17 protein-coding genes are annotated in these 25239 nt (G+C 40.9%); 14 read left to right on the top strand and 3 right to left on the bottom strand.

Going from position 1 to position 25239, the window contains the following annotated elements; genetic code table 11:
- Positions 1 to 90 precede the first annotated feature (90 nt).
- The 4 genes from DXA55_RS04425 to DXA55_RS04410 all read left to right on the top strand — a co-directional run bounded on the left by DXA55_RS04425 (position 91) and on the right by DXA55_RS04410 (position 3526).
- On the top strand, positions 91 to 456 hold the full coding sequence (locus tag DXA55_RS04425; RefSeq protein ID WP_022461242.1) for a BlaI/MecI/CopY family transcriptional regulator: 366 nt from the start codon (positions 91 to 93) through the stop codon (positions 454 to 456).
- A 29-nt stretch (positions 457 to 485) separates the two neighbouring features.
- Positions 486 to 1700, top strand: coding sequence for a M56 family metallopeptidase (locus tag DXA55_RS04420; RefSeq protein WP_117813133.1), 1215 nt, complete (start codon positions 486 to 488; stop codon positions 1698 to 1700).
- A gap of 110 nt (positions 1701 to 1810) precedes the next feature.
- Positions 1811 to 2167 carry a hypothetical protein gene (locus tag DXA55_RS04415; RefSeq protein ID WP_022461240.1) on the top strand — a complete coding sequence of 119 codons (357 nt, stop codon included), beginning with the start codon at positions 1811 to 1813 and terminating at the stop codon, positions 2165 to 2167.
- A 90-nt stretch (positions 2168 to 2257) separates the two neighbouring features.
- Positions 2258 to 3526, top strand: a complete 1269-nt coding sequence (locus tag DXA55_RS04410) for an extracellular solute-binding protein (RefSeq protein ID WP_117813131.1) — start codon at positions 2258 to 2260, stop codon at positions 3524 to 3526.
- A gap of 299 nt (positions 3527 to 3825) precedes the next feature.
- On the opposite strand, the gene DXA55_RS17025 is transcribed toward DXA55_RS04410, so the two are convergent.
- Positions 3826 to 4233 carry a nucleotide exchange factor GrpE gene (locus DXA55_RS17025; protein WP_158565034.1) on the bottom strand — a complete coding sequence of 136 codons (408 nt, stop codon included), beginning with the start codon at positions 4231 to 4233 and terminating at the stop codon, positions 3826 to 3828.
- A gap of 475 nt (positions 4234 to 4708) precedes the next feature.
- Here DXA55_RS17025 and DXA55_RS04400 point away from each other — a divergent pair, with 475 nt between their 5' ends.
- Both DXA55_RS04400 and DXA55_RS04395 read left to right on the top strand, forming a co-directional pair.
- Positions 4709 to 6502, top strand: coding sequence for a family 43 glycosylhydrolase (locus DXA55_RS04400; protein ID WP_117813127.1), 1794 nt, complete (start codon positions 4709 to 4711; stop codon positions 6500 to 6502).
- 91 nt (positions 6503 to 6593) lie between these two features.
- A complete protein-coding gene (locus tag DXA55_RS04395) occupies positions 6594 to 8747 on the top strand; it encodes a glycoside hydrolase family 3 N-terminal domain-containing protein (RefSeq protein WP_117813125.1) in 2154 nt (717 codons plus the stop codon).
- Positions 8748 to 9045: 298 nt separating this feature from the next.
- On the opposite strand, the gene DXA55_RS19515 is transcribed toward DXA55_RS04395, so the two are convergent.
- Together DXA55_RS19515 and DXA55_RS04385 are read right to left on the bottom strand one after the other, a co-directional pair.
- Entirely contained in the window at positions 9046 to 9339 is a 294-nt protein-coding gene (locus DXA55_RS19515) for a helix-turn-helix transcriptional regulator (protein WP_416388228.1), read from the bottom strand.
- 7 nt (positions 9340 to 9346) lie between these two features.
- The gene (locus tag DXA55_RS04385; protein WP_117813121.1) at positions 9347 to 9925 is read right to left on the bottom strand and encodes an AraC family ligand binding domain-containing protein; all 579 of its coding nucleotides are present in this window, start codon (positions 9923 to 9925) and stop codon (positions 9347 to 9349) included.
- Positions 9926 to 10160: 235 nt separating this feature from the next.
- Between DXA55_RS04385 and DXA55_RS04380 the strand changes: the two genes are divergently transcribed.
- The 8 genes from DXA55_RS04380 (at position 10161) to DXA55_RS04345 (ending at position 25095) form a co-directional block, all read left to right on the top strand.
- Entirely contained in the window at positions 10161 to 11513 is a 1353-nt protein-coding gene (locus DXA55_RS04380; protein WP_117813118.1) for an extracellular solute-binding protein, read from the top strand.
- Between the two features lie 379 nt (positions 11514 to 11892).
- Positions 11893 to 12540: a carbohydrate ABC transporter permease gene (locus DXA55_RS04375; protein WP_238032975.1), complete on the top strand. Its 648-nt coding sequence runs from the start codon at positions 11893 to 11895 to the stop codon at positions 12538 to 12540.
- A gap of 14 nt (positions 12541 to 12554) precedes the next feature.
- Positions 12555 to 13394, top strand: a complete 840-nt coding sequence (locus DXA55_RS04370; protein ID WP_117801812.1) for a carbohydrate ABC transporter permease — start codon at positions 12555 to 12557, stop codon at positions 13392 to 13394.
- Between the two features lie 654 nt (positions 13395 to 14048).
- The gene (locus DXA55_RS04365) at positions 14049 to 16820 is read left to right on the top strand and encodes a TIM-barrel domain-containing protein (RefSeq protein WP_442857658.1); all 2772 of its coding nucleotides are present in this window, start codon (positions 14049 to 14051) and stop codon (positions 16818 to 16820) included.
- 123 nt (positions 16821 to 16943) lie between these two features.
- Positions 16944 to 18611, top strand: coding sequence for a glycoside hydrolase family 66 protein (locus DXA55_RS04360; protein WP_117813114.1), 1668 nt, complete (start codon positions 16944 to 16946; stop codon positions 18609 to 18611).
- Between the two features lie 38 nt (positions 18612 to 18649).
- Positions 18650 to 19990: an alpha-galactosidase gene (locus tag DXA55_RS04355; protein WP_117813113.1), complete on the top strand. Its 1341-nt coding sequence runs from the start codon at positions 18650 to 18652 to the stop codon at positions 19988 to 19990.
- A gap of 1 nt (position 19991) precedes the next feature.
- On the top strand, positions 19992 to 21701 hold the full coding sequence (locus tag DXA55_RS04350; RefSeq protein ID WP_117813111.1) for a glycoside hydrolase family 13 protein: 1710 nt from the start codon (positions 19992 to 19994) through the stop codon (positions 21699 to 21701).
- A 25-nt stretch (positions 21702 to 21726) separates the two neighbouring features.
- Positions 21727 to 25095 carry a TIM-barrel domain-containing protein gene (locus tag DXA55_RS04345; protein WP_117813109.1) on the top strand — a complete coding sequence of 1123 codons (3369 nt, stop codon included), beginning with the start codon at positions 21727 to 21729 and terminating at the stop codon, positions 25093 to 25095.
- Positions 25096 to 25239 lie beyond the last annotated feature (144 nt).

Raw genomic sequence — 25239 nt, 5'->3', positions numbered from 1 at the left:
CGGAAGGCGGAAAACAGTCCCAAAAAGTGCAACAATTTTCTGGAAAATATGCTATAATCTGATCAAAGTAGAGAAAAGCGGAGAGTAGAAATGAAAAAATTACCAGAATCAGAACAGGAAATTATGATGATTATATGGGAATATGAGGAACCTGTCAGTCGATTTCAAGTTGAAGAAAAGTTGAATGTAGAGAAAAATGTTGCACCGAGTACCATTTTAACATTGCTTACTCGTTTGGAAAAAAAAGGATTTATTCAAAAAGTGAGGAACGGGAAATCAAATCTTTATGTACCATTAGTAGAAAAAGAAAATTATATAGGCACGGTTGGAAAAAACATGTTAGATAAAATGTTTCAAGGGTCATTAGCAAAATTCGCATCGGCACTGTATGATGGAGAAAAACTTAGCTCAAAAGAGGTTAAGCAATTGCAGGAATTTATTGACAGACAAAAATAGAAAAAGTGGTGTAGAGGATATAGTTACAGATGGCATTTATCATAAAGTGGAATCTTTCAATAGGCATAGTCGCATTTATGGCATATGTTGTACAAAAAATAATGGGGAAAAGGCTCGGTCATTACTGGAGAAAGATAGTCTGGATACTTCTGACACTTAAAATGTGCTTTCCATTTTGGAGTGTGACAGAGAAATTTCGGCAACATCCTTTTATGATTTCTATGCCGGCATATTATATCGGGGAACAAAATCAAAAGACCGCGATCATGACGAAAATGGGAAACGTTTCAATTCGAAGGTGGATGTCAGGCGAAAAATTTTTGCTGTATATATGGATTGCAGGGATGATTTTATGTCTTTTGTTTCACGCAATACAATATAGAATATGGAAAAAAAGAATATTTGCAGAATGTAAAAAGATGCAAAAAAATTCCGTATTAGAAGCTCTAAAAAAAGCAAGCGAAGTTTGTAAAATAAAAAAAACAGAAATATGGGTCTGTGAAAATCAAGATTTTTATTCTCCTATGTTGTTTGGTGTACGAAATACAAAAGTATTGATTCCACAAGAAATGCTGGAAATGGAAAATTACTCCTATGAAGAATGGTATTTGATTTTTTTACATGAATTGACACATCAGAAAAAACACGATTTATGGTATAAAAGGTTTCTTCAAATTATAAGGGATGTTTATTGGTTTTGTATCCCAATGCTGTGGGTGCAAAAAATGGCAAATATAGATATCGAATGTGTCTGTGATGAGACTGTTACAAAACATATGAATCTGACGCAACGGAAAGATTATTGCAATGTTATTTTAAAAGTGGCTTCAAAACAAACGAAAAAAGAATTGTCTGGAGTTGTTTCAATGGTATCAGAAACAGAGATACTGAAAGAACGATTTTACAATGTGTTTTTAGCAAGAAAAAAACTTCGAATATACGTCACTGTTTTTCTTTTTGGAATAATTATTTTGAGTTTTTCGGAAATGCAAATAGCGCGACAAATATGGTCATCATCGCATATAGAAAATTGTCCCAAATGCAAAGCTGCGGTACAAGGAGAAGTGGTTTGGAATGCATGGGAAAATGAAAAAAATGTAGTATGTACACATCAATATGCATGGGGAGATGACTTACAGAAAGCCAGATATGGAGTAGAAAAAATCAGGTGTAATGAATGTGGAAATTTTTTTGAGATAAAGATCAGGCAAGAAAAAATAGTCTGCCATGGGTATAATGATTAATTAGACAAATGTAGAAAAAAGATTGACAAAAAGTAGGAAGTATGGTATTTTTTGTTATACAAATGTAGAACGTACGTTGACAGGTATAATAAATTTTTAAGGAGAAAAGTATGAAAGCGGTAAAGAAAAAAATTTCCATTTTTCTAATGACCTTAATGTTGGCCAGTACATTTTCTGCCAATGTAACAAAAGCGGATGTTATCGAAAGTAAGAATATTTTTGCGTATGAAGAAATTATGCCGTATGCTGCAGTTTGCCCGAGATGTGGAGGAAGAATAACATCGTCAACCGTATGGGGAAGCTGGATAAGCAGTGGTACAGTTACATGTACTCATGGTCACGCATGGGGAACTGATTTGAAGCAGTATAGAACAGGAATAAAAACTACAAAATGTTTAAATTGTAACGCAGGAAATACTGCTAATGTGAAAGAAACAAGAACAATTTGTCACGGATATGATAATTAATGGTTAAAACACAAGGCTGTTGTATGATATGTAAAAAAACAGAAGTCATGCAATAGCCTTGTGCTATATAGAAACATAGGGGGTAGCATAATGATGGGAAAAAGGTTGAAAGAAATTTTTGGTTTGATTCTGATTAACATCACATTAGTCAGTGGGAGCTTAAATGCAGAAACGGTATATGCAGATACACAAGCCAAGATTGAAATTGAGAAAACGGAAATGCCATTAAAAATTTGTGTTGATGAAGAAAATAAAAAAACGGTACTTCAAATAGTGGCAGCCTGGAAGAAAATATATAAAAATAATGGAGTGGAACTAATGGTAATCCCATCAGGGCAACAGGCTTCGGAAGAAAAAGTACAGGAGATCCAGAATGAAATTACGACGGGAGAAGGGCCGGATGTATTTTTGGCAGAAGGGCCGAATCCGACCTGGAGTGAGCAAAGAGTAGTTGTTTTTGAGGACCCCCAAAAAGAAATGTATCAGGGAACCTTTCTTTCGTTGAAACCATACATGAAATATTTTGATATAGATATTTTAGAAGAGAAGATTTTGTCTGCAGGTATGGCTAATGAGGAACAAATACTGCTTCCTATGACATACGATTATTTTCTATATGCATTTACAACACAGGATTTACCGGAAAATACAGAAATATCAAGAAATTGGCTGGAATTAGCCAGACAAAAAGAAAAAGCAATTCAACAGATTGTAGGGCAAAGAAGTGGGGTTCAATTTTTTGATACATTTAGTGAGGTAGTTGATTATAAGAAAAAAACACTTCTATATTCGGAAGAGCAGATAAAAAAAGTTTTGGATGAAACAGTAGCATTAAAAACAAGATCATTAGCTTTAAATTGGAAAATAAAAGATACAGGAGTAGTAAGTCTAAATGATTTGGAAGAACTTGGAGGTGAAAAAACAGTTCATACGGTATTTGCAATGCCGAATCAGGAAGGCGGATTCACTGCAAATGTTACACTTTATGCAGGAATTAATAAGAATACAAAGCAACCTTTAAAAGCAGTCTCCTTTTTACAAATGCTATACAGTGAAGAAGTTTTATCGGGAAAAGGAATAGAGTTAGAAGATAGAAGAGAGGCAAGCAATATAAGATTTCCGCAAGGGGTTTCTATTTACAAAAAGGAACTAGAAAAACGAATGCGGAGTCTTTCGAGACAAGATCAAAAACAAATCAAAACGATACAGGAAGAAGTAAAAACCGTTCGATTTTATTCGGTATGGGATAGGGAACTTAATTCCTTATTATCTAAGTATGAGGCACAGGAAGATGAAAAGCAAAAAGAGCATGTCTTCATAAAAACAATACAGAAATGGAAGGAAAAAATACAGAAATGACATAAAAAATCAGTCCTGTGGAGTGAGAGTTGCAAGAAACAGATTTTCCGGGGTACTGTGGAACAGTCTGTAAAGCCAAAGCGGATATTCGCAATCCGCTTCGTTACTTGCTCATAACTGAATAGCTGCTTCACAGCTTATCAGAACTTGGTTGATTCGGTTAAATTCTTTTAGGGTTTGTCAAGGGTAATGAGGAGCTTTAAAAACAGGCTCCTCTTCACCCTTAATTTATATATCGGTTAATGATCTGTGCGTTTGAGAAATTGATTCGTATATATCAAGACACACATGGCAGAGTATTATTTTTGACAGGGATTTTGAGAAACAATAACTTTTGTCGGTCGATACAGTTTTTCACCGAAGAAGTAGCCTTTCTGTATTTCCCCGACAACTCTGTCTTCTTCCACCTGGTCTGTCTCTTCGATGTGTACTGCATCATGGATATGAGGATCAAATATTGCACCATTTGCTTCAATCGGCAAGACATTCAGCTGGTATAAATTCTGTGCCAAAGCTGTACGGAAATCCATCATAAGAAGCTTTTCATCCATATAGGCCCAGCGATTTGTCGTTCTTTCCGAACTGACAATTCCATATTCAAGATTGTCTTTTACAGCCAGCAGCTTTTCAATCCATGTGCTGACCCGGATGTTTGTATCTCCGTCATGACAGTCTGCAAATACTTCTTGTGTCTGTCTGGCGATCATCTGGATTCCCTTTCCAATTGCAGAATCCTTCGTTGTGGGGTTCAGATTTTTTGCACCCAGGCAAAACTCTTTTCCGGCCTGAAGTACATTTGCGAGAAGCTGTTTCGGTACGAAAACGGTGTTTATCGGGAAAGGTTCCGGTTTTTCTTCTGTGAATTGACTCAAATCTATCTTTGCACGTTTCTCTCCTGATTGCAGTATCAGGGTAAAATCGCCGCATTCCATTCCAACCTCGATCCATGCTGAAAACTCGGCTTGCAGATCTTGTTTTCTGCAATTTGAAATTACACGAATTATAAATCCAACACAGGAATTTGTCCAATACCTGAGACAAAAAAACAGTCCAAAAAGTGCAACAAAAAAGTCAAATCAGAACATTTTCTTTCTTTGCGGGATATGCTAAACTTTTTCTATCATAAGAAAAAAGGATGTACGAACAGGGGTTTTTACGTACCGTCCGGAAAGAGGAAGTTTGATGAAAAAACAGTATTTCTGCAATCCGTTAAATATGGATTACCGTTACCAGTTCATTCAGGATATGAGAAGCGGCGAGGACAAGATTTCCCGCGAGGCCGCCGATCCGTCGATGATTTTATTTCAGGGAAAATATTATATTTTTGCGTCCATGACGTTGAGTGTCTGGGTTTCGGAGGATATGGTGCACTGGGAGAGCCACCGGCTGCCGGACAGCCTGCCGCTGTATGACTATGCGCCGGATGTGCGCGTGGTCGGCGATTACGTGTATTTCAGCGCATCCCGTCGTGGCACGATCTGCGATTTTTACCGCACGAAAGATATCTTAAACGGTCCGTTTGAGCGGATCCCGGGAACCTTCGATTTCTGGGATCCGAACCTGTTTCTTGATGATGACGGAAAGCTCTATTTTTACTGGGGATGCAATAACGTGACTCCGATCTGGGGCGTGGAGCTTGACCCGGAGACGATGGTTCCAAAGACCGAGAGAAAAGAACTGATCTACGGTCAGCCGGAAAAAATCGGATACGAGCGCGTCGGAGAAAATCATTCCAAAATGCCGCTGAGTGAAGAAGAAGCTATTGAAAAATTCAAAGAATTTCTGAAAGCACAGGGAAAAGATACGGATCATCTGACGGAGGAGCAGATCGGATTTGCCAAAATTATGTTCAGTCAGAGACCGTTTATCGAGGGCGCATGGATGACGAAGCATGACGGAACCTATTACCTCCAGTATGCCGGCCCGGGAACGGAATACAACGTTTACGGTGACGGTGTTTACGAGAGTGATTCCCCGCTTGGCCCGTTCCGTCTGGCAAAGAACAATCCATATTCCTATAAACCGGGCGGATTCCTGCGCGGTGCAGGCCACGGTTCGACGATGGAAGACCGCTATGGAAACTGGTGGCATACCGCGACAATGCAGATCAGCAAAAACCACGATATGGAGCGTCGCGTCGGCATCTGGCGGGCAGGCTTCGACAAAGATGGTGTCCTGTTCTGCAATCAGCAGTTCGGTGACTGGCCGATGGCGGTGGAGCAGGCAAAAGAAGAACCGTGGGCAGAACCGGAGTGGTATCTCTTAAGCTATCAGAAAGCAATGACGGCATCGTCCTCGGAAGAAGGCAGAGAACCGTCGTTTGCGACAGATGAAAATATCCAGACCTGGTGGCGCGCAGCCGGAAATCAGCCGGGTGAGTGGATTTCGATGGATCTTGGTGAGGTAAAAGATGTCCGCGCCGTACAGATCAATTTTGCAGATGACAAAATCGATGCACCTCTGCCGGGCGAGCGTCAGGGGGAACGATATATTGACCCGAGCCAGCATAAGACCAGATGGCTGCTTGAGGCATCCGCCGATGGAACAAACTATTTTGTTCTGGCAGATAAATCAGACGCAGAAACCAATTTGCCGCATGATTTCGTCGTAAAAGAAGAGGGTGTACAGATCCGTTATCTGAAACTCACCGTTTTTGAAGTGCCGTACAATCAGAATCCATGCATCTCCGGTCTTCGCGTCTTCGGATTCGGTAACGGCGAAAAACCGTCTGCACCGCAGTACCAGGCAGAGCGGATCGGAACTATGGATATGCGTATCACCATCGAGCCACAGACAGACGCTGTCGGATACAACGTCCTCTGGGGTTTTGCACCGGACAAGCTGTATCACAGCTGCATGACCTTTATGCCGGAGCAAAATATTGGAGCGCTGGTAGAAGGCGAAACGGTGTATGTGAGAGTCGATGCGTTTAATGAGAATGGAATTACGGAAGGAACCGTAAGGCCGCTTGCATGATACAATTATATTGAAAAAGCAGAAAAACAGCTTAGGTGCTCTTTGGAGAAATGAACATTAGAAATAAACGGATTGAACATAAGGAGTATTTATGGAAATACATGAATTACAGCAATTGCTGTCAGAAATGTCATTACAGGAAAAAATAGGACAGATGGTGCAGCTCACCGGTGTATACTTTGATAAAGAGGCAGTACTCACCGGTGTTGTTGGCGAACAGTTACCACCGGAATGGATCATTCAATATGCCGGTTCAGTGCTTGGAGTGATCGGTAAAGATAAAATTTATGATATTCAGAGCAGATATATGGAACAGCATCCCCATCATATTCCGCTTCTTTTTATGGCAGATGTTATCCATGGATGTCGGACGATTTTTCCGATTCCGTTGGGGCAGGCGTGTTCATTTCATCCGGAACTGGTGTCTGAGGCGGCTTCTATAGCTGCCTCAGAGGCATCTTCAGAAGGGCTCAGAGCAACATTTTCTCCTATGATTGATGTTTCAAGAGATCCCAGATGGGGAAGGATGATGGAATCCTTTGGAGAAGATCCATATGTAAATGGGATCATGGGAAAAGCAATGGTAGATGGCTATCAGCAGAAAGATGATGCCGGAATAGCGGCATGCCTGAAGCATTTTGCGGGTTATGGGGCAGTGAATGCAGGAAGGGAATATAATGATGTTGAAATATCCAAGCGGACATTTCTGGAACAGTATGTAAAACCTTTCCGTATGGCATTAAAAGCAAAGCCTGCTATGGTCATGACAGCTTTTAATGCTATTGATCGTAAACCGATAAGCGGAAATAAGGAACTTCTTAAAGGGCTTCTGCGGGATAAGGAAGGATTTGAGGGAACTGTAATTTCAGATTGGGGCTCCATAGGTCAGCTGGAAGAACAGGGAGTGGCAGCTGATATGGAAGAAGCAGCAATCCAGGCTTCAGAAGCCGGTGTAGACATTGATATGATGAGTCCTGCTTATATGCTGTGTCTGGAAAAACTGGTAGAAAGCGGAAAAATCCCGAAAGCGTTTGTTGATGAAAGTGCATTCCGGGTCCTGATGATGAAAAATCAGCTGGGGCTTTTTGAAAATCCGTTTGCCGGTCTTGGAAAGAGTGGAAAACTGACTTTGCATAACCGGGAAAAGGCATATCAGCTGGCGGGCGAAAGCTGTGTCCTTTTGAAAAATGAAAAGCTGCTGCCATTAAGCAGGAAGAAGAAAGTTATCTGGGCAGGTCCTTATACAGCGTCAAGAGAACTATTAAGCCGCTGGTCAATTTTTGGAGAACATGAGGCAGTTGAAACAATAGAAGATGTTTTGCAAAAAAAGCAGATAGAAGCAGAATGTATTACAGGATGCAATATTCTTTCTGATGAAGAGTGTAAGGTATGGCAGGTGGAACAGGAATTGTCTGACAAGCCAAGGGATGAGCAGTGGCTGGAAACGATAACCCATGAAGATACGGTTGTATGTGTACTGGGTGAACATGAGTCCCAGTCAGGAGAGGCTGCCAGCAGGGCATTTCTGACTTTGCCGGAGGAACAGCAGGTGTTATTTGAAAAAATAGCAGAACGTACAAGTAATATTGTGACTGTGGTAATTACAGGAAGACCATTGGACCTGCGGAGGATATCGGAAAGATCCAAGGCTGTCATTATGGCATGGAGACCCGGCACTATGGGAGCTGAAGCAATCATAGATATTGTGTATGGCAGATTAAACCCTTCCGGCAAATTATCTGTGAGTATCCCATGGTGTGTGGGGCAGGTGCCCATAAGCTACTGGGATGTAAAAACCGGGCATGTGCTTACTGCAGATAACCTGGAGAACCGTTTCACCAGCAGATATATGGATATTCCCAATACACCATTATATCCATTTGGTTTTGGATTATCCTATACAGAGTTTGATGTTTCGGATGTTGAAGTTCGGATGGAACAGGACAAAAGAGTGCATGTACATTGTAAGGTAAGTAATACAGGCAATATTGCGGGGGCAGAGGTCGTTCAGTGTTATTACGAAACATTACATGCATCTGTGGTGCGTCCGATGAAAGAGCTTGTCCGTTTTCAGAAAGTCTTTCTGGATCCGGGAGAAAAGAAGGATGTAGATTTCTTTATTGACCAGGAAGAATTCTCATATTATGGCAAAAACATGGAAACCGTCAGCAGCGGAATGAAACTGCGTATCAGTATTGGAAACAGTAGTGACCACCTTGTTTCTGAGAACATTATACAAGCATAGGAGAAAAGAGACATGAAAGATTTTGAAAAGGATTTGATTTATGGCGAAACGGTGTATGTGAGAGTCGATGCGTTTAATGAGAATGGAATTACGGAAGGAAGCGTAAGGCCGCTTGCATGATGCAATTATAGTTGAAAAAGCAGAAAAACAGCTCAGGTGCAGAAATGCACTTGAGCTGTTTTGATGTTAGGCATATCAACGTCTAGCGTAAAAGCCTTTTTCAGACACGCTCTAGGATACGGAGAAACGTCGGTGCAGTATTAGAAGAACCACATGCCTGCACGTCAGAAGAAAAAAATCAGTCATTGGAGTGATGCACTTTTTTGTGCTCGTTGCATTGGTCCCTGTATTGTTTTGGCGTGAGTTCGTTTACTTTTTTAAACATTTCAATAAAAGCGCGGGAACTGGAAAAACCACTTTCTTCTGAAATATCAGGAATAGAAGAAGTCGTAGTTTCAAGGAGGTGGGTCGCATGGTCTAATCGGAGCGAAGAAAGATAGACATTAAAATTGCGACCTGTTTTTTTGGCAAATATTCTGGAAAAATAGGTCGGATTGAAGCCAAAATGTTCGGAAACACTTTCTAGAGTGATATGTTCTCTATAATGTGCTGCCAGATATTCGGTAAAAGAAATCGAATCCTCTAATTTGGATCGGGGGGGGGGTAGTACAAGTCGGAGCAGCCATGCTTTCAGAGAGAAGGATATGAAAAATTTGGAGAACACAGGCATTCATCCCAAGGAGATCAACCGGTTTTTCGGATCGTGAATATCGGTAGATATCCATAAGAAGTTCTATGATTTCTTTCCGATGTCTGTTCACAACATCCTGTTCTATAATAGGGTAGTTTTTACTATCTGGGTTAAAAAAAAGCTGTATGATAGAGACAGGAACAAGCACTGCAAATCCTAGAAAGGAGGCAGAAACTTCAAGTGACTTATGAATAACATTTGGGTTCACAAAAAGAAAATCATTATCTTTTGCATAAGTCATAGTAGAGCCGATTTCACAGCGCAGTGTTCCCGAAATAGAACAGTTAAATTCAAAACTGTTATGCCAGTGAAAATGCGGTGCTGAATTTACATCTTTAGGTTTTTCTAACTGAATCCAGTCAGAATGAAATACCTTGCAAAAGCGTCCGTCATACAAATTGATTGGTTCATATTCGATAATTTCCATATGCTTTGCCCTCTTTTGAATTGTAGATTAACCATGAATAAAAAAGGAAAAATGATCACATACCATAAAGATTGCACAATAACATATTAATCGAAATTCGTTAAAAAGTCTATAAAAAAGTGATATAAAGTAAAAATACTGTATAGATTAGATAAGAAAGCGTCTTGAGAAAAGATAAAAAAAAGTATAAAAATAGATTATAACAAAAACGAACTTTTCTAAAGGAGGAAAAGAGATGAAAAGAAAAACATTAGCAGTTTCACTATCAGCAATCCTTGCAGCATCCATGCTTTTTGGATGCGGAAGCAATTCCAAAAGTGGGGATACAAAGAGTTCTTCTGACAATGGCAGTGCCAGCGCCAGCGCATCTGAAGCATCCAACGCAGGCTCAGATGCTTCTGGTTCAGGTATCCAGTACGATGGAGACGATGTAACGATTACCTATTGGCATACACATGGTGATTCAGAGGAAGAGGTTCTTGTAGATACCATTATTCCTGAGTTTGAAAAACAGTATCCAAATATTCATGTTGATGCTGTAAGAATGCCATACGATGGATTGATGCAACAGATTATTACCAGCCTTTCCAGTGGAACAGGCCCGGATCTGATGCGAATGGATATTATCTGGGTTCCAGAACTTGCTGAGATGGGAGCACTTGCAGCAGTTGATGATCTGGAAGGATTTGCAGATCTGAAAGATAATCTGTACGAAGGACCGCTGAGTACTAATTATTACAATGGAAAATATTATGGATTGCCATTGAACACAAACTGTCTGTCAGGCGTTTACAGTAAGACCATGATGGAGGAACTGAATATTGACAGTATTCCGACAACTTACGATGAAGTTGTTGCATTGAAGGACAAGCTTGGCTCAGATCAGTATCTGATCGCATGCGAGGGGGCAAACTCTTGGGCTATGGCTCCATTGTTTCATTCTCTGGGCGGCGTTTATACCAATGAGGACTATACGAAAGCATCTGGTTATGTCAACAGTGAAGATAGTGTAAAGGCACTGGAGACTATCGTTGAGTGGTATGATGAAGGAATTATTGGACCTTGCTTCACAGGTGGAAAGCCGGATGCAGCAAATGGTCTTTACGATGGAAATTATCTGTTTAGTTATCAGGGTCCATGGTTCTTCACAAATGATGATGAAGAAAATCTGGCAAAAGTAGAAGTAGGACTTCTGCCGGCTGGTAAAGCCGGATCTCTTACCGTTAACGGTGGCGAGGATCTGGTTATGTTTGAGAGTAGCGATAAGAAAGAAGCATCCTGGGTATTTGCAATGTTCTTAATGAGTGAATTCTCTCAGACAGCACAGGCTGTAGGCGGTGGACATCTGATCCCGACTGTAAAAACAATTGCCGAATCTGAAGAAGTACAAGCAGTACCGAATATGAGTACGTATATTGAACAGCTTGAGGGAGCTGTATCCCGTACCCCATCTCCGGCATGGGAGAAAATTTCAGATAAACTCTCTGTAGCATTCCAGAGCGCAGTTCTTCATGAGGATACGGCACAGTCCGCACTCGATAAGATTGCTCCGGAACTGGATGCATTGCTTGCAGGTGAGGCATCATAATTCAAGAAAGATGAAACAAATTTCCACAGGCTTTCTTGCCTGTGGAAATTGTTTATAGGGCGATAAAAAGCAGCCCAGAAAGGTATCTGTTATGAAAAAACCTTTATCAGAAAGATTTTCCAAAGGTCTGAAACAATGGTTGGCCGTTTTGCCCTTCCTTGCAGTGGGAATGACCTTATTTATTGTCTTTGTATTATATCCACAAATTAAGAATATTTATATTGCACTAACAAATTATAGCATTATGCCAGGTTCGGAAAATACATTTGTTGGAATAAGTAATTTTGCTAAAATGTTCAAAGATATTTCAACAAAAGGATCTGATGCCTATTTTTTCTGGATTGCATTTCGAAATAATATTTTAGCAGTTCTGGTTACTGTGCCAGGACAGTTGGTTCTTGGCCTGATCGTTGCCGTTTTGATTCATAACCTGAAAACAGGAAAAAATGTATATAAAGTACTCTTATATATTGCAGTTATTTGTGACTGGGTTGTTTTCTGTAATATCATTGATTATATTTTCCAACCGGATGAAGGAAGTCTTGTAAACTACTGTCTGACTACCATCGGAATCTTAAAAGAGCCGGTAGCATGGTTGAAGAATACATGGACAGGAAACTTTGTTATCTGGATCTGCTCAATCTGGAAGGGCTATGGCTGGGTTATGATCATTTACACCGCCGGTCTTCTTGGAATCCCATCAGATCAGTATGAAGCTGCAACGATGGATGGAGCCAATGCGGTTCAGAAATTCTTCCACGTTACACTTCCTGGATTAAGAGGAACTACGCTTTATCTACTGATTAATCTGATTAACGGTGCAATGAATATCTTTATTCAGGTATTCCTGTTGACAAAAGGAGATCCGCTCGGAACAACAGATGTTGTTATGGATTATATTTACCGGAGGGCGTTCAATTATTTCGATTTTGGGTATGCGGCCGCTTGTGGTATTGTCATGGGTATTGTTGTATTTGTTATTTCCATGGGACTGAAGAAATTCCTTCGCTATGGTGAAAATCTTTAAGGAGGAGAGCAGCAATGAAGAAAAAGAAAATAATTAGTCAGATCTGTATTCATGTGATTTTAGTAGCGTTGACAGCAATATGCCTTCTTCCTTTTTTGTCAATGATTTCGACTTCATTTATGAAGGTAAAAGGTGTTTTGCCGAACGAGCCAATTTTATTTCCGAATTTTCCACTTTATCTGGAAAACTATGTAAAAGCGTGGACTGCAAACCATTTTCAGACGTACTTTTTCAACACACTATACGTGTCTGTAGTGGGCCTTATCGTAAATCTGTTAATTTCGATCACGATGGCATATTCTTTCTCACGATTCCAGTTTCCAGGAAAGGAGCCTATTTTTAACTTGCTGTTGCTCACAATGATGATTCCGGCACAGCTGGCTATGATCTCCCAGTACACTGTTTTAAACGGATTGAAACTGATTGATACCTATAAAGGAATTTGGCTGCTGTGGGGAGGCACTTGTGTGGCAGGAAACACCTTCTTCTATAGAGGTTTTTTTGAAGCAGTGCCGAAAGAGCTGGAAGAGTCCATGTACCTTGATGGTGCAACCAGGTTTCAGACCTTGTTACATTGCATTATTCCGTTAAGTAAACCGGCAATTGCAACACAGGCAGTATTGGCGTTTAATGGATACTGGTCGAACCTATTTGATATTCTTACCTTTACAAAATCGACAAACAAGAGAACACTTTCCGTTGCACTGCAACTGTTCCGTGGACAGTATACGACGAACTATGGCCTGATGTTTGCTGCCAGTGTTATTGTTATTATTCCGATTATTGTATTGTTTGTTATTTTTCAGAAACAGTTTATGCAGCAGGGCATTACGGACGGTTCCATAAAAGGATAATATCGGATTCTCTGCAAAATTTCAGCCGGGAGGTGAAGTATGATTACAACTAGAAAAAAACAGTCGTTTGGTATTGCAGCAGTTGAACTTGGTGCACCGGTTTCGGCAGTACCTTCCATTCCTGTGAATTTAAATGAATGGGAACATGCGGTGTTAATGGACACATTTTACAGTGCAGGCGGAAGAGAGACCGTTTCAAGTACAAATCTACGGATGATGTGGGATCAGAAAAATCTGTATCTGTATCTGATTTGCTATGAAAAAGAGGCAAGGGTTTCCCGTCCGTCTGATGAAAATGTGCTGAAAACAGAATGGATGCTTCGCAAAGATAAGATAGAAATTGCATTGAGCAGCGGAAATTTTGGAGAGCGAGACTACGCAGTATTTTGTGCAGACACAGAGAAACAGGCGGGAGCCAGGACGGAAAAGGGAATGACCTATTTCGGTGGCGATAAAGCAATTTTAAATGATTACTTTACCGAAAAAAATGATGCGGTAAAAACAGAAATCCCATCATGGAAATATACATGCAAAATCGCTGTAGAAAAAAACTGTTGGCGTGTCATGTTTGGAATCCCATGGGAGCTGTTCGGTGGATTTCCGGAAAAATATTTTAAGTTTCAGGTTTACCGGAAAAAGAATCAGACCAGTGAAGTGTTGGCTTTGAATCCGTTGGATTTAAATGCAAATTACGAGTCCAGATTTGATTTTGATCCGGAAAGCTTTATTGAGTGCACACCTGGAGGAACACCGCAGGTTATCTATTCCAACAGTGCTTGCGTGATCCTACCGGATGGAACGATGCATTGGCAGCGGCCGGCGACACTGGAATGGCCATCTATAAATGAGCGGGCTGAGATTATGCATTTGCAGAAATCGCTGACACCGACAACACCGGATGAATTGCCAGATCGGATTATAACCGTACAAAGATGGCAGGATGTGTTAATGTTGGAAGGAATGGATTTCTTCCCAAATGCAAGATGTGAAAACTCTTTTGATAAAGTGGATCCTTGGGTACAGAGACGTCTCTGCAACGAAGCACTTCGAAAAGGAGATACTGCGACAGCCTGCAGAGAACTGGATGTCTTGATTGGCTATTTCCGAACGCTCACGGCATGGTGGTATGCAGATCACACACTTGGAGATGCAGACGAAGACAACTGGATTGGATTCACACATCTGAAATCTGTTTCAGATCAGGGGAATAAGATCGTATTAAAGTACGAATATGGTTTGAACACCTGCGATGCCGTATTGATTCCACAGAATCGTGGTTTTCGCTTTTATACAAGAGAAAAAGGAGATTTTGACAGCGAAGCAGTTTCGTATACATTTTCAGAAATAGAGGGAGAATATCAGATCAAAACAGCACATTCTGTGATTGTGATTACAGCGGGAGATGATTGGAAAATCTGTGCAGATGAAAAATTTGTATTGGATGCAGATAACTTCAAGCTCTATGATTATGCAGGAAGCAAAGGTTTCGATGTGTGCCAACCACTTCAGGAAAGAGAAATGGTGTATGGATTCGGCGAACGATTTGATGCTGTAAACCAGAGAGGTCGGGTACTTTCTTTGTGGCACAGAGATGCATTTGAAGGTTGTAATTGTTCTATTGGAAATCAGTCCTACAAAAATGTATCATTTTTACACTCTACAAAAGGTTACTCTTTGTTTATTAACAGTTTTTACAGAATTAGAGCAGATATTGGAAGAGTCAGTAAAGGGCTTCGAATCACAACAGCAGGACCCAAAGCAGATATTTATGTTTTTACGGGAAGCGTCTTAGAAAACATGGAGGAATATACAGCCTTAACCGGAAAACCGCTGCTTCCGCCTGCGTGGGTGTTTGAACCGTGGGCCGGCGGTGGGGTAGGCAGATGGATGGACGGACCGACGCACGATGTAATCCAGGAGATGGAAGGTGTTGTACGGAAGTTTAAAAATCTTGATATCCCACATTCTGGCCTGTATGCAGAGGGTGCTGGTTGGAAATGGGAAGACCATTACAACAAAGAAGAAATTTATAAGATTGCTGCGTTTACAAAACAACAGAAGATGCGGGTTTTTTCGTGGCAGTTTTCACATCTGGATATGGAGCAGGCAAAGGAACTTCTGCCGAACTGTGCGGAAGAAGATCTGCCAATTACAAGAACGCCGGGTTATCATGGAGAAAAAGTTCTTCCATGTGCTATTGATTTTTCACATCCAAGAGCAGAGGAACTTCTGGAAAACCAATGGCATGATCGAATGGATGCAGGTTTTGATGGAACTATGGTGGATTTTGGAGAAATTATTCCAGATGAAGCAGTGTTTTACGATGGTCGTACGGGAGATGAAATGCACAACGCATACGCGCTGGATTATACAAAAGCGTATCGAAAACTCTTTGAAAAATATAAAGGAGAGGATCACGTGCTGTTTTCAAGATCTGCGGCAGCGGGTGTTCAAAAGTATTCCTGCCAGTTTGGTGGGGACCAGCTTTCAAGTTTTAGAGGTCTGACTTATGCAATGAATGGAGGCCTGACACTGGCGGCTTCCGGTTTTCCATTCTGGGGTGTTGATGCAGGAGGTTATTCAGGATTTGCAGATGAAGAAACGTATCTCCGTTGGACGGAATTTGCAGCTTTCTCACCGATTATGCGTTTCCATGGAGTGACCCCAAGAGAGCCGTGGGTTTACAGTCGATATGCAGTATCTGTTTATAAATTTTATGCATGGCTAAGAGAAAATCTTCTGAAATATTCGGTTCATACAGCGGAAGAGGCACATAAAACAGGCATACCAATGATGAGACCGTTGCCAATGGTATTTCCTAAGGATAAAGAGGCTGTCTATTGGGAAGATGAATATTTTTATGGTTCAGATCTGTTAGCTGCTCCGGTTCATCAAGAAGGGGAACAGAGAAGAATTTACTTCCCAGCAGGAAGATGGATCAATTTGTTGGATTTCAGAAAGATGGTTGGTGGAAACCGAATTCTTCAGGTGGATGTTCCAATTGACAAAATTCCTGTTTATATTCGGGAAGGAGCGTGCATTCTGTCTGTTATGAATGGAGAATTGCAGCTTGGACAAAGCATGACATATGAAAAAAAGAATACAGTTCTTATGAGCCGAGCTTTAAATGAAACCTCAGGCAAACGGTATGCGGATGGAAAAGAAATTGAATACAATATTTTGGGCCAAACGGGTGAAGATTTCTTTATGCTTCGCCATGCATCCGAGACAGAATTTATTGTTCTTCTTGGTTTTGACAGAAAGCCAGAAAGTCTGGAGTTGAATGGAATTTCTCTTTCAGAAGGTGCGTCCTTGAATGCGTTGAATTATGGTTCCGGTTGGTATTGGAGAGAGGATACAGCAGTTATTGTCAGTGTTCCGAAATTGGAAAAAACAGAAATTCATGTAGTTCACAAAGAACAATAGTATCAAAATGACGAAGTGATCCTCGCGAAGATTCTTGAGAGAAAGTCCCGTCTTCGGTTTAATTTCGAAGAGGGGACTTTTTCAAAAACAAACGAAACATTTCATGGAAAGAGAGGGTGGAAGATGGAAAATACAGGGTTTTATGTAATACCTAATAAAACGCAGTATGAAATTGGGGAAAGAGTCTATCTGGAAATAAGAAAAACAGGGCCGACGAAAGCAAATCACGTGAAAGTTTCGTTGTTTACGTATCAGGGAGAAAATCTGAAAATGGAATGTACCCTAGAACAAGGAGTGTATATTCCACTTGCGGAAAGCATTTCAGAAAAAACGGGTGGATATCTGGTAAAAATAGAATTTTTTCAAAAGACTGAAAAACTAGGGAGCTGTTACACGGCATTTGATGTTGTGAATTGCTGGACAGAAGCTCCAAGATATGGATTTCTTAGCAGTTTTTCTGAGGAAGATAAACAAAAAGAAGAGTATCAGGAATTTTTCAGGGAAATGCACTTGAATGTGATTCAGTTTTATGACTGGATGTACCACCATGATGAGTTTTATCCGGAGAGTGATATTTATACAGATATCATGGGAAGAAAAGGTTCGATGACTGCTGTTGCGAAAAAAATCGAAGGAGTGCACGCTTGCGGTGCCAAGGCAATAGCATATGGCGCTGTTTATGGTGCAGAATCATTTCAGGAAGAACATCCGGAATGCAGCTATCGGTACGATAATGGAAAACCAATGATTTTCATTGACAAAATATGGTTGATGGATATTCACAGGGGAACGGCGTGGAGAAAATGGATTTTACAGGAATATGGAAAAGCGCTGGAAAAAGGTTTTGATGGCGTACATATGGATCAATACGGAGATCCGAAAGAGGCATTAATTTTGGAAAATGGAAAATATGTCATTCGAGATCTGGCGGATGATTTTGGCGATTTAATCAATGAAACAAAAGAAAAATACCCGGAAAAACAGTTCATTTTTAATGCAGTAAATAACTGGCCGGTAGATTCGGTAAAAAAGAGTCGCGAAGATTGTGTTTATATAGAAGTCTGGTCGCCAAATGATACTTATAGAGATCTATATCGTTTGATTGCGCATGCTCGGGGAACAAAGGATGAAAAGAGGGTGATTCTGGCAGCATATTTGAATCCGTTTAAAACAGAACCAGAAAGGAATTTGAATGGATCTACAGCGCAGCTTGCAATGGCAACAATTTTCGCTTCTGGCGGATACCATCTTCTATTGGGCGAGGAAGGAAGTGTTCTGACAGAGGCATATTATCCAGACAACTGCAGAATCGGGGAACATTCGTTCCGAAAAGCATTGAAAAAATATTATGATTTTATTACCGCGTACGGCGGACTTTTATTTCCGGAAAGTTGGACGGATCTGACGATGCAGTATGCAGGAGGAATCAACTCAGAATTTATATTCGGAAATGTTGATTGGTCACCGTATCCGGAAGCAGGAAAGGTATGGATTCAAATTTATAAGAGAGGACGAGAATTTTCAATACGATGTGTGAATTTTACGGGAATTTCGGACATGAACTGGAATAGAACACATGAGGAATTCCCACAGCGTGTAGAAAAGATAAAAGTGAAGGCAAAACTTCCGGGAGAAAAGAAACAAATATACGTTGTGACACCGGACGGTGAAATTCAGGAGCCAGAAGAAGTGTATTATAAAGTAAAACTAGGGGATGATCAAAGACAGGAAATTATATTTGAATTGGACAAATTATTGGTGTTTTCTGTTATATATCTGCGTTTGGAATAGGATTCTGAGCGTAGGTAAAAACACAGGAGGGTTTTTACATGAGATTGAAATTAGATAAAAGAACAGGACCCCTTTACTGGTGTACCTATGAGAAACAGTTTACTGAAAATACTTTTATGCCAGAAGAACGGTTCAAAGAAAATATTGATTGGGTAGCAAAGGAATTTGTTCCATATGGATACGAGATGGTATGCACAGATGGATGGATCGAGGATTCTTTCTGCATCAATGAAAATGGATATCTAACTCGTCATCATGATTCATGGAAGCATGATTGGAAATATTGGGCAGACTATCTGAATGAGAGAGGAATGGCTCTCGGCGTTTACTACAATCCGACCTGGATCAGCCCGGCAGCGGTAAAGAACAAAGAAATTTTGGTCAAAGGAACAAATATTCCGGTGCGGGAAATTACAGATTTGTCGTATGTTTATAATGGAGAAAATGAGAAAAAAATAACGGGGGATCGTTTTTCTTATCCAAATGGAGAAGATCGAGCATTGTATTGGGTGGATGTAGATCGTTCTGGAGCAAAAGAGTATGTGCAAGGATATGTAAAGTATTTTATTGACTGCCATGTAGCTTTTTTACGAATTGATTTTCTTTCCTGGTACGAAGATGGAATGGATAAAGGAAAGCAGATTGGCAGAAATCATGGATCAGCAAATTACCGAAAAGTTCTCGAATGGATCAAGGAAGCAGCAGGGGATCAGATAATGATCAGTCTTGTTATGCCGCATTTGAAAAACAATGGTGAGAATGAGTTTGGCATGGGACAGATGGCGCGTATTAACGAAGACTCCGGTACGGGAGGCTGGGATACTTTTAGTGATCGAAACAGAGGACTGCATTTTGATTATTGGTCTCAGTGCACGACAGCATTTGAAGGCCTGATTTACTGGTCAAAAATTTTTGCTGACCACAACATGATCATGGATGCGGATATGCTTCGCCTGAATACCTTTGCAAATGATGAGGAGTGCAAATCGGCTGTATCGCTGGAACTGATTGCGGGAGCGCCGCTGGATATCGCAGATCAGTATGATACGATCAAAGATCGGGCATGGATTTATCAGAATGAGGAACTTCTTGCGTTGAATAAAAAAGAAATTTTATCCTTCCCATTGTCAACGGATACCAACAATCCGGACAGTACCATCTGGATTGGAAAAGAAGCAACAGGAGAGATCATTCTTTCCGTATTTAATAGAGATGCAGAAGAAAAAGAAGTAGAGATTGATTTTAAACAAGTGTTGTTGTGCAGAGCTGCCAGTGTCAGGGATCTTTGGATGCATGAAGATCTCGGAGAAATGAAGAGCTTTCATACCATGCTTCCGCCACATGGATGCCGGGTACTGAAACTTTCGGAAAGGAGTTAGTATGAATCTGGCTGCTTTTTATCACAGCGGGATGTACCCGGAAATTTATGCACCGGATCGGTTTCATCTGAGATTTTCTTTCCGGGCAGCGAGTGGGGACATAGAAACGTGTACGTTGGTTTATTTTCATAAGAATCACAGAGAAGAAACAACGAAAGAAGAAAGGATGTCAGAGCAGTACCACTTAGGAAAATCGGTTGTATATACGGCAGTGGTTTCTTTTCAAAAGCCGGCGAGATATCTTCAATATTATTTTCGAGTGACGGGAAAAAACGGGGATACGCGTTGGTATAATGCGTGGGGCACAGTCGAAAAATGTCCGGATTCTGGTTTTTTCGAATATGCATATGCCAATAAGTGTTTTGTGGAGTATATGCCACCCAAATGGAGTCAGGGAACGATTTACTATCAGATATTTCCAGAGCGCTTCCGCAAAGGAAATCCGTCGTATGCGCCGGAGAACTGTGTGGCGTGGGGAAGTAAACCGACAGCTTCCAACTTTATGGGCGGAAATCTGGATGGAATCCGAAAATCGCTTAGCTATCTGGCAGAGCTTGGAGTGGAATGTATTTATTTGAACCCGGTGTTTACGTCTCCTTCAAATCATAAATACGATACGACGGATTACTATAAAGTAGATCCTCATTTTGGAATCAATGAAGATCTGCGAGTTCTGGTCAAAGAAGCACATGAAAAAAACATAAGGGTTATTTTAGATGCTGTGTTTAATCATACTGGAACAGATTTTTTTGCATTTGCTGATCTTTTAAAAAATCAGGAAAAATCAGAGTATCAGAGCTGGTATCATATTACTCGTTTTCCGGTACGGGAAGAGGCAGACTGTTATGAATGTTTTTTTGGATTTGCTGGCATGCCAAAACTGAATACAGGAAACGAGAAGGTACAGGAGTATCTTTTGAATGTACTGGAATACTGGGTACGGGAAGTACAAGTGGATGGATATCGCTTTGATGTGATTGATGAAATGGATGAGAATTTTGTTCTCAAAATCAGAGACCGACTCAAACGTCTGAACCCGGAACTTGTTCTGATTGGTGAGACATGGGCAGAGGGAAAACGACTGCTGAATGGATGTGAAATGGACAGTATTATGAATTATTCTTTCCGCCAGGCAATGCTGGACTTTTTTGCAGAACGGAGTATTAACGCCGAAACATTTGGTCATAGGTTGGAAACTGCATTGTCACGACATCCTGATGAAACGAATATGGCTATGTTTAATGCATTGGACACACATGATACCAAGCGTTTTATCAACAGTTGTAGTCATCGGTTAGATTCCTTTAAACTTGGTGTTGTTGTGCAGATGATGTTTCCGGGTTCGCCGTCCATTTATTATGGGGACGAAGCAGGAATTGACGGAGAAAATGATCCGGACTGTCGAAAGTGTATGACGTGGCAAGAAAATCCGGAAGAAAAAGAGAGTTTTCGTTTTTATCAGAAACTGATTCAGTTTCGAAAAAAACATTCTGCCATACGAAACGGTTCGTTTACAACAGTTTTGGCAGATGGACGCGTATATGGTTTTGCGCGTGAAAATGAAACGGAGATAATAGAAATTTTTGTAAATGACAGTGATGACACAGTAGAGATTACAGTCGAAAACGCTAGATCAATTTTGATTTCAAAGGGAAATTTTTACATTGTGTGCAGAAAAAATGGAGAAATAATAGAAGAAATCTGCAGTTGAAAAAACTGCGGGAAAGGAGTTCTTTATGGGAAAACTGAAATTTGGGGTTTCATCAATTATTCTGGGAAAAGAACAGAAAACGGAGAATCTGAAATATGATTCTGTGGAGTGGGGAGAGGCGACTACGATACGAGATTTTTTCCGCGCGGGAGGAAATCCGTCTCCAGTTACACCAACAAGATGTAAACTTCTGTATACAGCAGAAAAGCTGTTTGTTTTGTTTGAAAACATGGAAGAAAAAAATCATCATATCTTGAAAGAAGAAAATACCGTTACAGAGCTAACAGTAAAACGAAAAGATCAAGTAGAAGTTGCACTTTCAGGAAGAGAGTTTTCAAGAAGGGATTTTGCAGTTTTCACAGCAAAACGGGATGGCAGTAGCAGTGCTTTTGTAGAAAAAGGAATGACATATCTTAGCGGAGATCAGGCATATCTGGGAGAGGGAAAAGACCAGGGAGAAAAAACGGCAATTTCGAAAGAGCAGTATTCTGTAACAGTAGATATTCTGCAGGACAGATGGTACGCTTTATTTGCAATACCGTGGATGCTTTTTGGTGGAAAGCCGGAGAAAGAGGAGGCTTTTGATCTTCAAGTCTATCGAAAAAAACATCAGTCAAGTGAAATTCTCTGCCCAACACCATTAGATCTGAATGTGAATTATTCGGATCGATTTGAATATGATCCAGAGACTTTTCTTGAGGTATCTTTTGGAGAAAAGGGGGAAACAAAAACGGAGAACGGCATTGTATTTGTCATGCCGTCCGGAATTTGCCACTGGCAGAGACCAGGAGTGTTGGAAAAAACTAGTACGGAAGAACGAAAGGAAATTTATCAGCTACAAAAGAGTGCAGAACCAACAACGAGAAAAAATCTGATAGATAGAATCCGAATTGCACAGCGCTGGCAGGACAGTCTGACATTGGAAGGTTTTGACTTTTTCTTTAACCAGGAAGTTGCAAATCCATGGAAGCCGATGGATCCATGGGTAGAAAAGCGTTTAGTGAATGAGCGGTTAAGAGAAAACCGATGGGAGGAAGCAGCTGCTGAGCTGGATCGTTATCTCACGTTTTTAAGAACTTGCAGTGCATGGTGGTATGCGGATCACAGCTTTGGAAACCAGGATCTGGAAAAATGGACATCATGTAGTGAAATTAGACATGTTCTGGAAACGAAAGATCATGTAACGATTTGTGTTGAATCAAAAGAGAGAACATGGGAGCTCATGATTTATCCTGTAGTCGGTGGTTTTCGAATGGTCGCTGGAAAGAAAGGCTTCTTTGATGGAAAGCCGGAAGCATTTTCTATGGAAGAATCCGAGCATGCATATATAATCAGAAGTAAAGAGCATGAGATGATACTCCAGAAAGAAACACTGGAAATTTCTATTGATAGAAAAGCAATCACAAATCTGAAAAATATTTCGTTTATATTTGAAAAGGAAAGTGTTTCGGCTTCGCGAATTCAATTTTCAATTCATGAAAACAGCGCCATTTATGGATTTGGAGAGCGTTTTGACAGCGTAAATCAGTATGGAAAAACCGTTGCGCTGTGGCAGAGAGATGCTTGTGAGGGATGTCTTGCATCCATTGGAAATCAGGCGTATAAAAATATTCCGTTGGTACATACAAGTGACGGTTTCAGCTTTTTTGCAAATACTTCGTATCGGATGCGGATGGATGTGGGAGATGCTGTGCAAGACTATCTTTCGGTGGAAGCACTTGGAGATGTTTTTGATTTTTATATTTGGAGCGGAACACCACGTGAGGCGATGACTGCTTACGGAACGCTCACAGGGCTTCCGATTTTCCCACCGGAATGGGTATTTGAACCATGGGCTGGCGGTGGCGGCGGAAGATGGAGAAACGGTCCGTTACAGGATATTGCGCTGGAGCAGATGGCGGCAATGAAAAAATTCCATGAACTCGATATTCCGCATTCCGGCTTTTATGCAGAAGGAGCAGGAGCTACCTTTTATGGAGAATATAAAAAAGAGGAATTATACAAAGTTGTATCGTTTGGAGAACGTCATGGATTCAAGGTGTTTTCCTGGCAGTTCCCTAATATGACGCAGGAATTGGCGCAGGAATTGTTGCCGGAATGCCCGAAGGAGGAGCTTCCGATTACGAGAAATAAAAATGATGAGGAAGAAAAACTTCCGGTGTATATCGATTTCTCCCATCCGCGTGCGAAAGAGCTTCTGGCAGCACAGTGGAAGGATCGTATGGATGCAGGTATTCGTGGAAGTATGGTTGACTTTGGAGATGTTGTACCGGACGAGGCAGTTTTTTATGATGGAAGACGCGGCGATGAGATGCATAACGCGTATGCCTATCAGTATGCGAAAAATTATAGAGAGTTATTTGAACAAAAATATGGAGATGACCATGTTCTTTATACAAGAGGCGCTGCACCCGGATCTCAACACTTTGCGTGTCAGTTCGGCGGGGATCAGCTGACCAGTTTCCAGGGACTGAAATATGCGATTGCAGGAGGCCTTTCTGCAGCTGCTTCTGGACTTCCATTCTGGGGTGTTGATGCGGGAGGTTATGATGGATTCCCAGATCAGGAAACATATCTCCGGTGGACAGAGTATGCTGCATTTTGTCCATTGATGCGTTTCCATGGAACGGAGCCGAGAGAGCCGTGGGAATACGATGCTTTTACAGTGAAAGTTTATCGTTATTATGCGTGGCTGCGGGAAAATCTTCGTCCATATATTGTAAGTGTAGCAGCAGAAGCTCATAAATTGGGAATACCGATGATGCGTCCGCTTGCGATGATATATCCAGAAGATCAGGAAGCAACAAAGGTGTGGGACGAATATCTTTTCGGAGAAAATCTTCTGGTTGCGCCGGTTTCTGATGAAACAGAAGAGCGGGAAATCTATTTTCCTAAGGGACGGTGGATTAGTCTGTGGAATTTAAATGATGAAATTTCCGGTCCGGTGCAGAGGAGCGTTGAGGTGCCAATTGATAAAATACCGGTGTACGTTCGAGAAGGAAGTTTTCTTCCACTTCGACTGAATGAGAATCTGAAACTTGGAGAAAGCATGAGCGAATCGGAAACAGAAATGATTTTGGCTGTGGTGCCGCAGAATGACAGCATCGTAAAAGAAACACTGTATGAGAGATCAGGTGCCAAAACATGTTGTGACATGAAAAAAAATGGCGAAACTATACAGCTCCAAATTTCAGGAAAAACAGTAGAGCTTTATGTAATGCTGGCGGGAATTCATTGGAAAAATACAGAAGCTATCGTAAACGGAAGAACATTAACAAAAGTGACTGCGAGAGAAGGTCTGTATTTTACGGAAGGTTATCTGGAGTTGGAAGAGGGTATCTTGGTGAAGATTAATCCATCTGCCGAATCGGTGATAAAAATACAAAAAAAATAAGATAAATATTAAGGAAAATCTGATAAACAGTAGAATGAGAACAGAACATATAAGTCGCGATTTGAAATCGCCCCCCTTTTGTTTGGGATACATCGATCTTGGCGTAAAAAAATGTGCGTTGTCATCGTTTGACTGTAAAAGGTG

The organism is Blautia sp. OF03-13 (assembly GCF_003460685.1).
Taxonomy (GTDB): Bacteria; Bacillota; Clostridia; order Lachnospirales; family Lachnospiraceae; genus Fusicatenibacter; species Fusicatenibacter saccharivorans.
Note: the sequence above shows the minus strand (reverse complement) of the source record. Positions and strands in the feature narration are given on the sequence as shown.